Origin of the sequence: Thalassomonas sp. RHCl1 (assembly GCF_947387555.1) — a bacterium.
GTDB lineage: Bacteria > Pseudomonadota > Gammaproteobacteria > Enterobacterales > Alteromonadaceae > Thalassomonas.
In genome coordinates, this window is sequence record NZ_CANDNZ010000004.1 from 192,221 (window position 1) to 205,295 (window position 13,075).

Below are 13,075 nucleotides of genomic sequence, written 5' to 3' on the forward strand. Positions count from 1 at the left end.
TTAACCATCTGCTTCAGGCAAATACATAAACAACCAGGTAAACATATAAGAAGGTAACTATGACTCATTTAAACTCTCGCCCAGGCTCTCGATTAGGCTCTCGGTTAGACAAAACCGAAAGAAAAGTATTCCAGCTATTAATCGCCGTACTGGCCGTCATTTGTTTTGTGCCCGGCGGGGCAAGTACATTTGGCGGTATCAACGGCAGTGCCGCTTTAGCAGGCGGCGAGATGATCTTTAACGGCGAAAGCATGCTCAGGGGCTTTGTTGATAATCAATACCGATTCGGCTTCGGCGTGTTTTTCACCCAGGGACTGGTATTGCTGTTTTTCTTAAGAAACATCGAACAATATGCCACCCTGTTCCGCTTTTCAGCCCTTGCCCTGTTTATCGGCGGTCTGGGCCGGGCCACCAATATTCTGGAATATGGTGTTGTTGACCCCCAGGTGGTTGGGCCAACCGTAATAGAATTGGTTGTCATACCTGTTTTAGTCATCTGGCATATGCGCATCCTTAATTTAAGAAAAGCGTAAAGCGGCCGCTGTTTTCCGTCGGCGAATAAAAAACTGCCAGCAAGAGGTATCAAAACAGCCTCTTGCTTATCTCCTATTTAATTATCAAAACGAACGGCTGACAACCTGCTTTCAGCCGTTCCATAATTCAATTACCATTATGGAGCAACCCATGATTTTACCCGTTTTTTTACACATAGAAGCAACGCCAAACCCGAACGAAACAGAATCTTTTAAAGCCTATTCAAACCAGGTACCGGCTATCGCCCAGGCACATGGCGCTGTGCCTATCGCCACTTACGATGTTGAAAGCGCCTTTGACAGCGAAGAAAAACCGGCGGTCTTTATTGTGGTCTCTTTTCCAAGCAGAGATGCTATTATGAACTTTTTTAAAGATCCGGCTTATGAAGCAATAGTGCCGCTGCGAGACCGTGGCTTTAGCCATATCCGCTTTTACATGACCAGTGAGCGCATATACCCCTAGTTTTGATTTGAACATATCAGCCCAAGACCCTGTGATGAAAAAAGAGCTCTTGGGAGGCAAAAAAGTAAAGTAAGGAGATATCAATATGCAACGCTTCTTTAAAAGCATTGATTTTATTGAACAACATTTATACGACAAGATTTCGGTGCATGAAGTCGCGGCAGCGTCCCATTATTCCACCTACCACTTCAGCCGCATCTTCAAAGCACTGGTGGGTGATACCCCGAAGGAATACTTGCGTAAACGCAGATTAACGGTGGCCGCCAAAAGGTTGCTCAGTGAAGACATAGGCCTGCTGGAACTGGCGCTGGATTGTCAGTTTGATTCACAAGAAGCCTTTACCCGAGCGTTTAAGGGGCTGTTCAATATCACCCCGGCCCAGTACCGTAAACAAAACGATCCTTTTAGATTACTGTACAAAGATCAGTTTAGTCCGCATATGCTGCACTTTTTGCAAAACGAACTTTCCATGGAGCCGGAGATCATTACCCGCCCGGCCATGAAACTCGTTGGCATCGCACAGCAGTATGACAGTAGCGATTTAAGCCTGCCGCGCCTGTGGTCTGCCTTTCGCCCTTACCGGGATAAAATTAAAAACCGCATCGGCGATGAATCGTTCGGTATTTATGAAGCCTATAAAGAGAACGGTGACGATATCAGCTTCAGCTATGTGTGCAGCGCACCGGTGGAAAACTTTGACGATATTCCAGAGGGCATGACCGCAAGGGAATTACCCGAGCAAATGTACGCCAAGTTTATTCATAGGGGCCCGATAAGCAACCTGGATCAAACCCTGAAGTATATCTGGGGCAGTTGGTTACCAAAGTCCAACTACGATTATATTGAAAGGCCGGATTTTGAACTCTACCCGCCCGGATATAATGTTATGGATCCCAAAAGTGAAATGGCTTTACATATTCCCATCAAAGAGAAGTAACACAGAGCAAAAACTCATAAACCAGTCTGACTTTTAGCAGACAGCAAAACTAATCGCCTCATGCTTTGGCGGTTAGTTTTAAGGCTTAAATCAATAACTCGGCAAAACCAATCAACAACCTCTTCATTATTTTATCAAAGTTCATTTTTAAACTTCCAATAAACCTGCACGCTAGATAAGATATTATTTTTAATAAGTTATACGAATACTTACCCCATGTTCGGGCCAAAAATTACAAATGATTTTATAAGAGATAAACATGGACAATAACAACGATAAAAGCGGTGCGGCAGTCAAATTTCCTCCGCCGTTAATTTTCCTGCTGTTTATGCTGCTCGGCGCAGGCATACACCATTATTGGCCGGTAACTATTACCGATATCACCTGGCTCAAATACTTAGGGTTAACCCTGGTGCTGGCGGGAGTTGTTATCGTGATCCATATCAGCCGCTCGTTCAAACAGGTCGAGACCAATATTGAACCCTGGAAACCTACCTCTGCCATTATCAGCAGCGGATATTTCGCCTATTCACGCAATCCCATTTACACCACGTTTTGCCTGGCTCCCATAGGCATCGGCTTATTCCTGAATAGTTTTTGGATATTACTCAGTGTTATCCCTTCCGCCTATTTGGTATATCAATTGGCCATCAAAAAAGAAGAGGCTTATCTTGAGCATAAATTTGGCGATGAATATTTAGCCTATAAAAACAAAGTCCGGCGCTGGTTGTAGCCAGCCCGGTGCCATAGTGCCTACTCTGTTTTAAACAGGGCGGCATTTTCCCCTTCAAAGAATTCATCGGTATCTGTAGCAAATAACTTAGCCGCCAGGTACTGATGAAAGTCGACCACGCTCCTTTCCATCTCCACCAACTTGCCGCCTTTGCCGACTTTTGAATGCATACCCTTTTGCACCCGCTCGCAAATCCATTTATCTTCCTTAAAAAAGGCCTGGGTAAAAGCTTTACTCTGCTGGTCCTCTTTAAACATGGATTTAGGAAAAATGGCGCCCGAGCGGATCACACAGGTCTCAGGGCCATCCGGCAACACGTGTATCCAGGACATGGAATCGTAATCAAGCATAAGCACTAAAGACGGCGGCAAAATGATGATCTGGTAATGATCATAAGCCCGGGGATATTTCCCCCTGAGCCACTTGGCCAGTGTGCCGGCATTATCAACCAACTTGCCGCCAATAATGGTCCAGTAAGCCGAGCCGGCAACATAATAAGCCAGTTTAGTCGGAGCTGTGGTTTCCAAAGTTTCTTTATGTACCTTAAAAACATGATAACCTTCAAGGGCATTTTCCATCGCCACCTTCCAATTGGCCTGCCAGTGTTCAACCTCCCCGCCACTGTAGCTGTCAAAGCGCTCCGGCTGATAAATACCGGTATAGGCTTCTATACCGTTAAAGCGCTCGGCTAACGGCGGCGCCTGCTTGTCCAGATTGATAAATAATAAGCCGTACCAGGACTCAAGCCGGAACTGGGGCAGGCAATGTTTTTGCTTGTCTATGCTCACCTTTCCCGGCATAGGCGCGCCTTTGAAATTGCCCTTATCATCATAACTCCAGGCATGATAGGGACAGGAAATATTGCCTGTCACTTCACCAAAGCCGCTATCAAGTAAAGGGGTGCCCCGGTGGCGGCAGTTGTTTGACATCGCCCGCAACTTTTTATCCTGCCCGCGGATAACCACTATGGCTTCACCCGCCAGTTCAAAAGCATAATAATAACCCGGGGCGGCGATGGCCTGTGCGGCACAGACAAAAATCCAGTCCTTGCGAAAAACCTTGTCTGACTCCAGCTCAAATACGCCTTTATCGTGATAAACCCCGAACGGCAGCGCCTTAGCCTCAAGCATAGAGGCCTGCGCTTCCTGCTGGTATTGGCTTAATAACTCTTTCATAGATCACCTTAATATCGTTATGCTTAAATACGCTCCACCGGCTGTATTTGCTGACAATTAACATTAATTTTTCTCTGCTCCGCCAGCATTACTGATACCGGCCCGGCATTAAGACCAATGCTGTAGCTATAGCAACAGGAAACAGCAATGCCAATAAAATCTCCCTGCTCACAAATAAAAACATAAACCCGAACACTATGAGACATCAATGTACCATAGCAAACACCTTTGTATGATACAATCCTGTATCATACAAATCGATAAATGAAGCAATCAGGAAATCGGCATGAAACTATCAGACCCCAGGGCGAACCGCTCACGCCAGGCCTTATTATCAGCAGGTATAGAAGTCTTCCTGGTCAACCCACACGCCAGCCTGACCGAAGTAGCTGCTTTTGCCGGTGTCGGCCGGGCGACCCTGTACCGGCATTTTGAAACCCGGGAGCAATTAATCCAGGAGCTGGCGCGGGAATCTTTGGCGATGACAGATAAGGCGATGCAGCCGTTAAAGGCGCAAAAACTAAAGGGACGGGAAGCGATTGAGGCCATGTTGCATGCGGTAATGCCACTTGCCAACCGCTTCCACTTTTTATTGTCTCTATGGTCGATTGCCGAAGATGATCCCGAAGTAACCGACATCTATAACCGCCAGTTGGATGAAATGGCCGAGCTGGTGGAGCAGGGAAAAAAGGCGGGTGATATCAATACCGCCCTGACCACCACCTGGATAGTTACTATGATAGATTGTCTCATTTACGCCGGCTGGTACCTGGTGCGCGATAATAAATGTGATGCAAGGGAAGCGGCAGAGTCTGCGGTACAAACCTTATTTTCAGGGATCAGGGCCTAGCGGTTAATCGGTTATATTCATCATATCATCTCGACTGCTATTGAACTTAGCCCGAGATTAATACTGCTGTGACCCAGCAAACAATGACTTAGCGATAACAGGCAGACAAGCGGTCGGTTTTTCCCGACAACCGGTATTTGCTGTCGATAAATATCTTAAGGGGAGCTGTATAAGTGCGGTTAACCCGGGAGAGTCACCAACCCGGATTAACCTTGAAAAGATTAGAGGGAATAGCTCAGCTGCAACTGGATACTGCGGGGTTCCCCCGGGAAGTGGCCGTTACGCTCGTTAAAGCCGCTGGTGGCATATTCTTTATCAAACAGGTTTTTCAGGTTGATTTGCATTTCAACACCATTAAACTCGCTGCGCCAGCTGGCATCCCAGACGGTATAGGGCTTAACCTTTTGTCCGCTTAAACTCAGGCGTTCGCTGACATAATCAAAACCAAAAGCCAAAGAAGAAGCTAAGGCCGGCATATCCCAGCGGGTCCATGCTCCCAGGGTGTGATCCGGGGCATTGGCAAATTCATCGCCAATGGCGTTAGTGATGGCATCCGGCGCACCGCCGGTAATTTTCGCGCGGTTATAGGCATAATTCACCGTTGCGGTCCAGTTTTCACTGATATCTCCAACGACATCTATTTCCAGGCCCTTACTGGTGACTTCGCCAATTTGCACCAGGGCTGGGATGCCGTCATTAATGCCGGTATCCGCCGGGTTCCAGGAACTGACATTGTCCTTAACGATATGGTAGGCGGTTACTGTGGTCAGTAAGGTATTGTTTAACCATTGATTCTTTATGCCCAGTTCATGCTGGACACTGGTTTCTGCTTTTAGATCGCCGATGATGTCATCGTCCAAAGTAGACTCCTGCTGATTATACAGGGACTGCGGAGCAAAGCCCCGGGTAATATTAGCAAAAATAGAGGTTTCATCATCAGGCTGATAAATAGCGCCCAGACGCGGGCTATAGTCATGGTCAGAAACATTAAAGCCGTTGTTAACATCCTTATCTTCAAAGTTATCATAACGTACACCGGCAATGGCCAACCAGTGATCATTCAAGCGGATTTGATCTTGTATATAAACGCCATGACGAATGGTTTCGCTATCTGTATCCGGCTTTTCCAGTAACAGGTAGCTATCTGAGTCCGCCCCATAAACCGGGCTGATAATATCCAAATCCGGGATCAACGAGGGGGCTCCCCGGCCAAATTTAGCTTCATAGTGTAATTCGCTGATAAAATAATCAGCACCAAACAGCCAGGTATGCTCCATATCGGCCAGGGATAGCTGATAAATGAAATCTGTCGTGATGCTCCAGTCTTTATTCTCCCTTACCTGATCACGGAACTCCCGGGTCATAGTCCGGCCATCATCGGCCAAGCCGCGGTTTTCGTGATAATTTTGCGTCCGCTTATTGTCCAGTATGCGAACAACCGTAGTGTTACTGAGCTGATCCGATATTTCACTGTTGGCAATCAACTGCCAGACATTGGCCTGTAATCTCTGAAAATCGCTTTTTTCATTGGCGTTATAGCTGATATCGGTAAGGAAATTACCATTATCATCCACAGGTACGCCCCTAAGCCTGTTTCCGCCTAAGTCCTGGTCGATAAAGTCATATTGCAGGGTCAAATCCAGCCGATCGTTAACAATCCAGCTCAAGCCGGCAGAGAGCAAGGTATTTTTTTCATCGGTATTTTTACGAAAACCTTTTTTGCTTTGGTAGAAACCTCCCAGTCGATAAGCCAGACTGGCATCGGCATCTACAGCACCTGTGGTATCGGCATAAGCGCCAAACAGGTCTTCATTACCGGTAACCAGGGCAATTTCAGAAGCTTGGCTGAACTTAGGCTTTTTGGTCACATAATTGAGCAGCCCTCCCGGCTGGCCGGCGCCGTAAAGCATACCGGTAGGCCCTTTTAATACTTCCACCCGTTCAATATTAAAGAGCTGTGGAATAGAAAAGCCGGAATAGGGGTCGCCCTGTACGCCGTCATATCTTACCTGGTCTTGCCGAAATCCCCTGGCGGTAACCCCGGAATAACTAAACTGGGTCATGCCGGAGATAGAGCGGTAAAGATCTGAGGTTTGTTTGGCTGCCTGATCACTGATCAGCTCATGGCTTAACACCTGCACCGACTGGGGTAAGTCCATATAATTAGTCGGTGTTTTCGTTGCCATCGCCGATTCTTCGACAAAATAAAACTGTGAAGCCCTGCCCCTGACCTGAATAATTTCCATGTTTTGCTCATAGTTTTGAGCTGTTTCTTGCAGCGAGGCTTTCTCTGCAACAACAGCCGGGGAAAATGCCAGGGTTAGTGCCGATGCCAGCAATGATTTTTTTAAAGTAAAAGCAGAAGGACTGGAGTTCATGTAATCCCTTAATACAAATGATAACGATTATCTTTTAAATTTAGCGGTACTTTAAAGGATTGCCAATTTATGCACAAGTAAAAAAGTTAATTACTTGTTAAGCTTTTACTATGCTTGTTATGGTATTACCCTCAAAATTGCTTGGACAAGACACCGGCTTAAGCACAATCGACTACCGGATAACCAGGAAATTACGATGAACGCCAGACAGAGACAAAACAAGCTAAGCAGCATCACAATAGACGATGCCGTTAACCATCACGCCTGGCTTAGAGAGTGTTTTACACTAGAGCTAAAGATGCGGTTAACCTGTAGCCAATATGAGTATTATGAAAATATTTATCACTGTGCTTTGTTACTGCACCAGATAGCGGACTTATCCGATCTTGAATTGCTGTTTAGCGCTAAATGTTCCGGTGATATGGATCTGGGCTCAGGCTTTGACTGGCAATTTCTTTTTCTAACAGAGCCCGACTCGCTAAAACAATATGCCTTGTCAATTAACCGCAGCGATATCGCCGCCTGGGTTGATAACTATAAAACCAGCTATCAAGAAGAAGATATGGATGGCTGGTTGTCACATACCAATAGCTATTATGGCGTTAAAACAGCAATACAAAAATAGTTCGGCTTGCCCCATCACCTGACAGGATATCTGCCTGAACGGACAAAGCAAACAAAGAAAACCGCCGCCAGGTTTCGCAATGATCCTGGCGGCAATCACTACCCAATGCCCTTAAGCATCAACAAAAAGCACTTCACCATTAAGGAAACCATCAACGGCCCGTTCAAATGCCTTACCGACCAAAGCGCCCGGCACCGGCTGGAACCCCGGCATCATCTCACCATAAACTTCCCAGGCCTCTTCCAGTACCGTCGGGTTTATCGCATTTACCCTAATGCCCCTGGGCATTTCAAGCGCTACACATTTTACAAAGGTATCGATCGCACCACTGGTAGTGGCATCGGCAATCGCAAAAGGAATAGGTTTAACATTCAAAATGCCTGAAATCAGGGTGAAAGAACCATTATCGGCAATATATTCCTGGCCGATACGTACCAGATTGATTTGCCCCATCATTTTGCTCATTACCGTGGTCATCCACTGCTGCTCTGTCATCTCGACAAAATTGGCATATTCGCAAAAACCTACGGTATTGACCACAGCATCAAAATGGCCGACTTGCTCGAATAACTGCCTGACAGACTGCTCGCTGGTAATATCAACTTTATAGTCGCAGCCCTCGCCCGATCGGCTTGCGGTGATCACTTTATGCTTACCTAAGCCGGTAAGGGCCGCCTGGCCCATTTTCCCCTGAGCACCAATAACAATAACTGTTTTCATTACATAACCTCTTAATCAATAAAATTTCAAACATTGTGGTAACACCGTCAAATTCGTTACCGGCAATATGGCTAGGATATAACCACCAACTTACCAACAGAAACAGACAAACTTTGTAAGAGATACAAGTTCACTCATACAATTAGCTGCCCTGTTTTACCGGCTGACATTGCCTGATCGGGGTTCTCTTATGGCGGTAAACGGTGGTACATTTTGCTTTGGTACTTGCCTTTGCGCTTTCCTTTGAAAAGTGCACTTGGCTGTTGTTTAGCTCAGGCTGAGGGGGCTGTTTACCCCCTTCAGCCAAACTACAACCTGTTGCCAATAATGCTGCAAATAACAAACTGTATTTTCTCATTTTATACCTCTGTAAATAGGGGCTGAGTATTGCCATTAAAGGGCTAACACCAGCAACTCATGCTTTAACGGCTGGCTATCTTAAATCCGCCAAGATACAATTAGAAACAGGTAGTATTTGTTAGAGATACAAGTTTGAGCAAGTTAAACAGATTGGAAATCAAACAGCTGAGAATATTCCAGGCGTTATTGCGTGAACGTAATGTTTCCCGGGTGGCAAGCCAGGTTGGTCTTACCCAGCAGGCGGTCAGCGACCAGCTAAGAAAATTAAGAGAGATTTTTGATGACAGGCTGTTTCTGCGAAAAAGTAATGGCTTGATCCCGACCCCGGTTGCCGAGGCATTAGGCGTAAAAATAGCCGCTATCCTGACAGGTTTTGAAAGCCTGCTTGACTCAGATACTTTTGACCCGTCAACACTTGATGCCACTTATGTCATTGCCGCAACCGATTACGCCCAACAAGTGGTACTGCCTGCCCTGCTTAGTAAAATAAGGCAGCTGGCGCCAAGGTTAAAAGTAATCATCCGCGATTTCGATATCGATAACTTACACGAACTGATGATAAACAGCCGGGTCAACCTGGCGATAACTTTTCCCGACTATATTCCCGCCTCTTATCCTTACTTAACCTTATTTACCGAGCATCATGTCTGTGTCGCAGCAAAGCAATCTCATTTAACCAATCGGCCATTAAGCCTGCAGGACATCGCCGCTGAACCGCAAATTATTGCCTCCCCCTCCAGGCCCAATTTCAAAGGCTCAATCGACAGCCTTTTTGAACAAGCCGGATTAAGGCGAAATGTGGTAATTTCAGCTCCCTGCTTTTCCGTTGTACCCGGTTATATCGCAACCACGGGGGCTATTGCTTTTTTACCTTCAAGAGCAATACTCGACAACCAGCTGGTAAAACTGAACCTGGCCGAAAAGCTGATAGACTTTGATGTCATAGCCGCCTGGCATCCCAGATCCAGCCAAGACCCCTTACATAACTGGATCACAGATTTGCTTAAGGAAGCATACCAACTCAGCTAGTGTAGCGGCCAGTCATTAATTAAGCGTTATCAATGATGACTGGACAAACATACCCGCTAAAATACCGGCTGAAAAACAGGCACTTTCAGGCATAGAGAGTTCACTCTATTTAGGGCTTTTAGCCTGAAAAGCATTTGTGATTTCAGTCTCTGAGAAATACACTGCCCCCAAATTTAAGCCGGTAATGAAAGTAAGAATGAAAACAAAATGTTAAGCGAACTTATCAGCCGGACTTTTCTTTTTAAGTCTCGATGAAGAAAAACATCCCTTTAATGCAACTACCGGCCACTTTTTAATGAGGAACAGCAATGTCCGGGAGTCAACACACAACCCCTGGCATATCCAAACCTTGTTTAATAGGCAACAAGAACTACCATAAGCTTAACCGGGCATGATCCAGACAAGCATATTACAACTGCTGATTTTAAATTTTTTTATAGCATTTTAAGGTAATAGTGAAAGCGCTCAAGAAACGATTATATACCATTTGCCTGTTACTCTTAGTAAGCCAAATGCACTTGGCTTATGCACAGCAACATACTGTCTTATCACCAGAGGCCAATCATTTGGATCTGATGCCCTATGCTGAATATTATTTCGATAAATCGAAACAACAAACGCTTGAGCAAATTATCAAGTTAAATCACAAGTTTTTACCTTTTACGGAAAAAACACTGACTCCCTGGTCTCCCTCAACCTGGGTGAAAACCTCGGTAAAAAACGAAAGTTTACAGGAGCTAACCTGGTACCTGCAGATAGATATCCTCTGGGCTCCCCAATTTAAAATCTTTAGTGTCAGTGACGGCCAGTCCAAGCAATTACCGGTGTTAGACAGCAACAGCTCTTTTGCGGATCGTCCGGTTCAAGAGCGGATGTTAATTATACCCGTGACGCTGAAAGCCGGTGAACAGTTAACCTTATATCTGCATTACTCAAGCGTTTTCGATATTCAATCGCTTGAGCTATTTTCACATACCGCCCTGGCCCATTATTTAACCGACAATAGTTTGTTTAACGGCATGGTGTTCGGGGCTTTATTATGCTGTTTTAGCATTGTTGCCATGCAAATGCTGATACGCCCGAGCAGGAGTTCAGCTTATTTATTGTTTTTTATTTTATTTGGCATTTTGTGGCTGGCCGATATGTCCGGATATACCTATCAATATCTCTGGTTAAGCTATGATAACGTCTATCCCCAGCTACCGGCTGTAGCGGTTTTAATGACGCTGATATTTTATTTTCTTTTTATTGCCCACACATTAAGGCTAAAAAGAAATACCCCTAACTTATATCGGGCATACCTGACGTTAGTCAGTTCAGCTTTGGCGATTGTAGCCATAAGTCCGGTCATAGATCCTGTGCCACTGGTACTGCTACTTGCTCCTTTTGCCGCAACACTTTCTCTGGCAACCATTTATCTTGCCTTGAAACACCAGCTTCCCCTGGCAAGATTATATTCTTGCAACCTGCTGTTCCATGTCGGCTTTGTTAATATCCTGTTTGTCATAAAACTTAACCATGTCAATTTCCCCCTGCATGTACATAGCTTTACCATACCCAAAATAGGCTTTGTGCTGGAAGTGATAATGTTTGCGGTCATACTGGCCTACCGTGAACACCTGATGAGCCGGCAACAGCAAACCAGCTTACAGCAACAGTTGGAATCATCGCGGCAACTGGCCAGAATGAAGGAAGAAAAAAACCGGCTACTGGCCGAGAGCCAGCAGCGTATTTTAGACTACGCCAGCCATACCCATGATATGGCCCAGCCGATTGCCACATTGAAAATGGCGGTAAAGTCCATCAATAAACAGGAAAATGCACAGTTATTCGAGCATATAGATAATACCATCAACTATACCCAGAATTTATTTACCAGCATTATCAATACCGCAAAAGGAGATTATCAGGAAATAGTCAGCCATATCCGGTTACAGCAATTATTTAACGATCTTTATCTGCGCCATCAGCCCTTGGCCGCCAAAGAGCAGGTTATCCTTAAATTTGTGCCAAGCTCACTTAAGGTCTTTGGCTCTTACTACATTTTGGCGAGAATTTTCGATAACCTCATCACCAATGCCATCCGCTATGCCGGTAAAGGCAAAGTGGTTATTGGCGTCAGACGAAGGGAAAAGGCCCTGGAAATTCAGGTGCTGGATAACGGCCCGGGCATTGCCTGCTCGGCGCTGGAAAAAATTAACCAGCCATTTGAACAACTGGACAAAACCCGATTACAGCAGCAAGGTTTTGGCTTGGGCATGTATAGCGTTAAAGAGCTGTGTAACAAAGAGGGCTACCGGCTAGACATTTTTTCAAAGCAAGGCAAAGGCAGCTGCTTTAGCATCATATTGCCCCTGGTTGATCGTGAAGAATAAGAAGAGAAAATACAACCAGTCCCTTTGCCTGCCCTAACCTAGATGATCAAATGTAATGGATTAGACTTAGCTGCCATCAGCTATCAGAGAGTAGAGCCGTGTATGCGGCGTTACTGAAGGGATCCTGAGTTATTGCCTCTGGAGTTGAAAGTCCCTGTAAAACTCCAGATAACCTAATAAATTAACGGAACAGATATAAATATTTTCTTCTAAGAATTAAAAACAGGGAAAAAAGAAAAAAACATAAAGCAAACAAACCTGCATTATTCTCTGTTTTCGGCTGTAAACCAACATCCGTTTTTTCTCCGGAGCTTACATCCGGTAATTTTCGCCAGACATTGATATTTCCGGCGGCAGGCTCAAAAGAAGTCGTGATTGCCGATTGAATAGCTTCACTATCTCCCGGCTTAAGCCCGGCACTTTCCGGCGAAAAAACTTGAAAAGCATCATTCCCCCCCAGTGCGTAACTCACAGTAGCCGGACTGGCCGAAGTCAGGCTTTCACTGGCGCCAACATTGAAAAAAACAAAACTTAACAACAAAACCAGGCCTTTTGCCGGTCTAAAGTTCACATACTTTAAAATTAACAGGTACAACTCAACTTCCCCTTTGCTATTTTAACGAAATAAGATTTTATCTATCGAGTAGGAAGTGCTGCCGTGATACGGCGTAATACAAAGCGAAATGAAGTACACAACTTTTTCAGGGTGCGAAACAGGTTTCGGGTATTCAGATAAATAACATTACTTTATGTTTTATCTGCGGTAGTAACCGCCATAGTTTTAACAACACTATTAACAGGGGGAATGATGACAATTTTCACCTGTCACAACCATAGAGCAGCCGCTCTATATTGGTCAGATAAAAGACAAAAAGAATAAGTCAGCCACAACAATCG

At 45.3% G+C, this 13,075-nt stretch carries 13 protein-coding genes; 8 read left to right on the forward strand and 5 right to left on the reverse strand.

All coding sequences use genetic code 11. The features are described from left to right. The first annotated feature begins 59 nt into the window (after nucleotides 1–59). From QL234_RS13720 to QL234_RS13735, 4 genes are all read left to right on the forward strand, one after another. Complete coding sequence (locus tag QL234_RS13720; protein WP_281558397.1) at nucleotides 60–533, forward strand: DUF4345 domain-containing protein; 474 nt, start codon at nucleotides 60–62, stop codon at nucleotides 531–533. 151 nt (nucleotides 534–684) lie between these two features. Then, entirely contained in the window at nucleotides 685–996 is a 312-nt protein-coding gene (locus QL234_RS13725) for a DUF1330 domain-containing protein (RefSeq protein ID WP_281558398.1), read from the forward strand. Nucleotides 997–1,081: 85 nt separating this feature from the next. Continuing rightward, nucleotides 1,082–1,933, forward strand: coding sequence for an AraC family transcriptional regulator (locus QL234_RS13730; protein WP_281558399.1), 852 nt, complete (start codon nucleotides 1,082–1,084; stop codon nucleotides 1,931–1,933). 259 nt (nucleotides 1,934–2,192) lie between these two features. Continuing rightward, entirely contained in the window at nucleotides 2,193–2,666 is a 474-nt protein-coding gene (locus QL234_RS13735) for an isoprenylcysteine carboxylmethyltransferase family protein (protein ID WP_281558400.1), read from the forward strand. A 20-nt stretch (nucleotides 2,667–2,686) separates the two neighbouring features. On the opposite strand, the gene QL234_RS13740 is transcribed toward QL234_RS13735, so the two are convergent. Both QL234_RS13740 and QL234_RS13745 read right to left on the reverse strand, forming a co-directional pair. After that, nucleotides 2,687–3,841, reverse strand: coding sequence for an aromatic ring-hydroxylating dioxygenase subunit alpha (locus QL234_RS13740; RefSeq protein ID WP_281558401.1), 1,155 nt, complete (start codon nucleotides 3,839–3,841; stop codon nucleotides 2,687–2,689). Nucleotides 3,842–3,864: 23 nt separating this feature from the next. Beyond that, nucleotides 3,865–4,047, reverse strand: coding sequence for a hypothetical protein (locus QL234_RS13745; protein WP_281558402.1), 183 nt, complete (start codon nucleotides 4,045–4,047; stop codon nucleotides 3,865–3,867). A gap of 80 nt (nucleotides 4,048–4,127) precedes the next feature. Between QL234_RS13745 and QL234_RS13750 the strand changes: the two genes are divergently transcribed. Further along, the gene (locus QL234_RS13750) at nucleotides 4,128–4,691 is read left to right on the forward strand and encodes a TetR/AcrR family transcriptional regulator (RefSeq protein WP_281558403.1); all 564 of its coding nucleotides are present in this window, start codon (nucleotides 4,128–4,130) and stop codon (nucleotides 4,689–4,691) included. 221 nt (nucleotides 4,692–4,912) lie between these two features. On the opposite strand, the gene QL234_RS13755 is transcribed toward QL234_RS13750, so the two are convergent. Continuing rightward, complete coding sequence (locus QL234_RS13755; RefSeq protein ID WP_281558404.1) at nucleotides 4,913–7,069, reverse strand: TonB-dependent receptor; 2,157 nt, start codon at nucleotides 7,067–7,069, stop codon at nucleotides 4,913–4,915. 196 nt (nucleotides 7,070–7,265) lie between these two features. Between QL234_RS13755 and QL234_RS13760 the strand changes: the two genes are divergently transcribed. Next, nucleotides 7,266–7,694, forward strand: coding sequence for a hypothetical protein (locus QL234_RS13760; RefSeq protein WP_281558405.1), 429 nt, complete (start codon nucleotides 7,266–7,268; stop codon nucleotides 7,692–7,694). A 111-nt stretch (nucleotides 7,695–7,805) separates the two neighbouring features. Here QL234_RS13760 and QL234_RS13765 read toward each other — a convergent pair whose 3' ends face one another. Continuing rightward, entirely contained in the window at nucleotides 7,806–8,414 is a 609-nt protein-coding gene (locus tag QL234_RS13765; RefSeq protein WP_281558406.1) for a short chain dehydrogenase, read from the reverse strand. A gap of 492 nt (nucleotides 8,415–8,906) precedes the next feature. Between QL234_RS13765 and QL234_RS13770 the strand changes: the two genes are divergently transcribed. Both QL234_RS13770 and QL234_RS13775 read left to right on the forward strand, forming a co-directional pair. Further along, complete coding sequence (locus QL234_RS13770) at nucleotides 8,907–9,803, forward strand: LysR family transcriptional regulator (protein WP_281558407.1); 897 nt, start codon at nucleotides 8,907–8,909, stop codon at nucleotides 9,801–9,803. Nucleotides 9,804–10,315: 512 nt separating this feature from the next. Beyond that, nucleotides 10,316–12,178: a sensor histidine kinase gene (locus tag QL234_RS13775; protein WP_281558408.1), complete on the forward strand. Its 1,863-nt coding sequence runs from the start codon at nucleotides 10,316–10,318 to the stop codon at nucleotides 12,176–12,178. A gap of 181 nt (nucleotides 12,179–12,359) precedes the next feature. On the opposite strand, the gene QL234_RS13780 is transcribed toward QL234_RS13775, so the two are convergent. Continuing rightward, nucleotides 12,360–12,719, reverse strand: coding sequence for a hypothetical protein (locus QL234_RS13780; RefSeq protein ID WP_281558409.1), 360 nt, complete (start codon nucleotides 12,717–12,719; stop codon nucleotides 12,360–12,362). Between the last annotated feature and the right edge of the window lie 356 nt (nucleotides 12,720–13,075).

What these genes read in the sequence shown, in the direction of transcription:
- QL234_RS13720 (WP_281558397.1), top strand. Translation starts at nt 60, where the DNA reads ATGACTCATTTAAACTCTCGCCCAGGCTCTCGATTAGGCTCTCGGTTA.
- QL234_RS13725 (WP_281558398.1), top strand. Translation starts at nt 685, where the DNA reads ATGATTTTACCCGTTTTTTTACACATAGAAGCAACGCCAAACCCGAAC.
- QL234_RS13730 (WP_281558399.1), top strand. Translation starts at nt 1,082, where the DNA reads ATGCAACGCTTCTTTAAAAGCATTGATTTTATTGAACAACATTTATAC.
- QL234_RS13735 (WP_281558400.1), top strand. Translation starts at nt 2,193, where the DNA reads ATGGACAATAACAACGATAAAAGCGGTGCGGCAGTCAAATTTCCTCCG.
- QL234_RS13740 (WP_281558401.1), bottom strand. Translation starts at nt 3,841, where the DNA reads ATGAAAGAGTTATTAAGCCAATACCAGCAGGAAGCGCAGGCCTCTATG.
- QL234_RS13745 (WP_281558402.1), bottom strand. Translation starts at nt 4,047, where the DNA reads ATGTCTCATAGTGTTCGGGTTTATGTTTTTATTTGTGAGCAGGGAGAT.
- QL234_RS13750 (WP_281558403.1), top strand. Translation starts at nt 4,128, where the DNA reads ATGAAACTATCAGACCCCAGGGCGAACCGCTCACGCCAGGCCTTATTA.
- QL234_RS13755 (WP_281558404.1), bottom strand. Translation starts at nt 7,069, where the DNA reads ATGAACTCCAGTCCTTCTGCTTTTACTTTAAAAAAATCATTGCTGGCA.
- QL234_RS13760 (WP_281558405.1), top strand. Translation starts at nt 7,266, where the DNA reads ATGAACGCCAGACAGAGACAAAACAAGCTAAGCAGCATCACAATAGAC.
- QL234_RS13765 (WP_281558406.1), bottom strand. Translation starts at nt 8,414, where the DNA reads ATGAAAACAGTTATTGTTATTGGTGCTCAGGGGAAAATGGGCCAGGCG.
- QL234_RS13775 (WP_281558408.1), top strand. Translation starts at nt 10,316, where the DNA reads ATGCACTTGGCTTATGCACAGCAACATACTGTCTTATCACCAGAGGCC.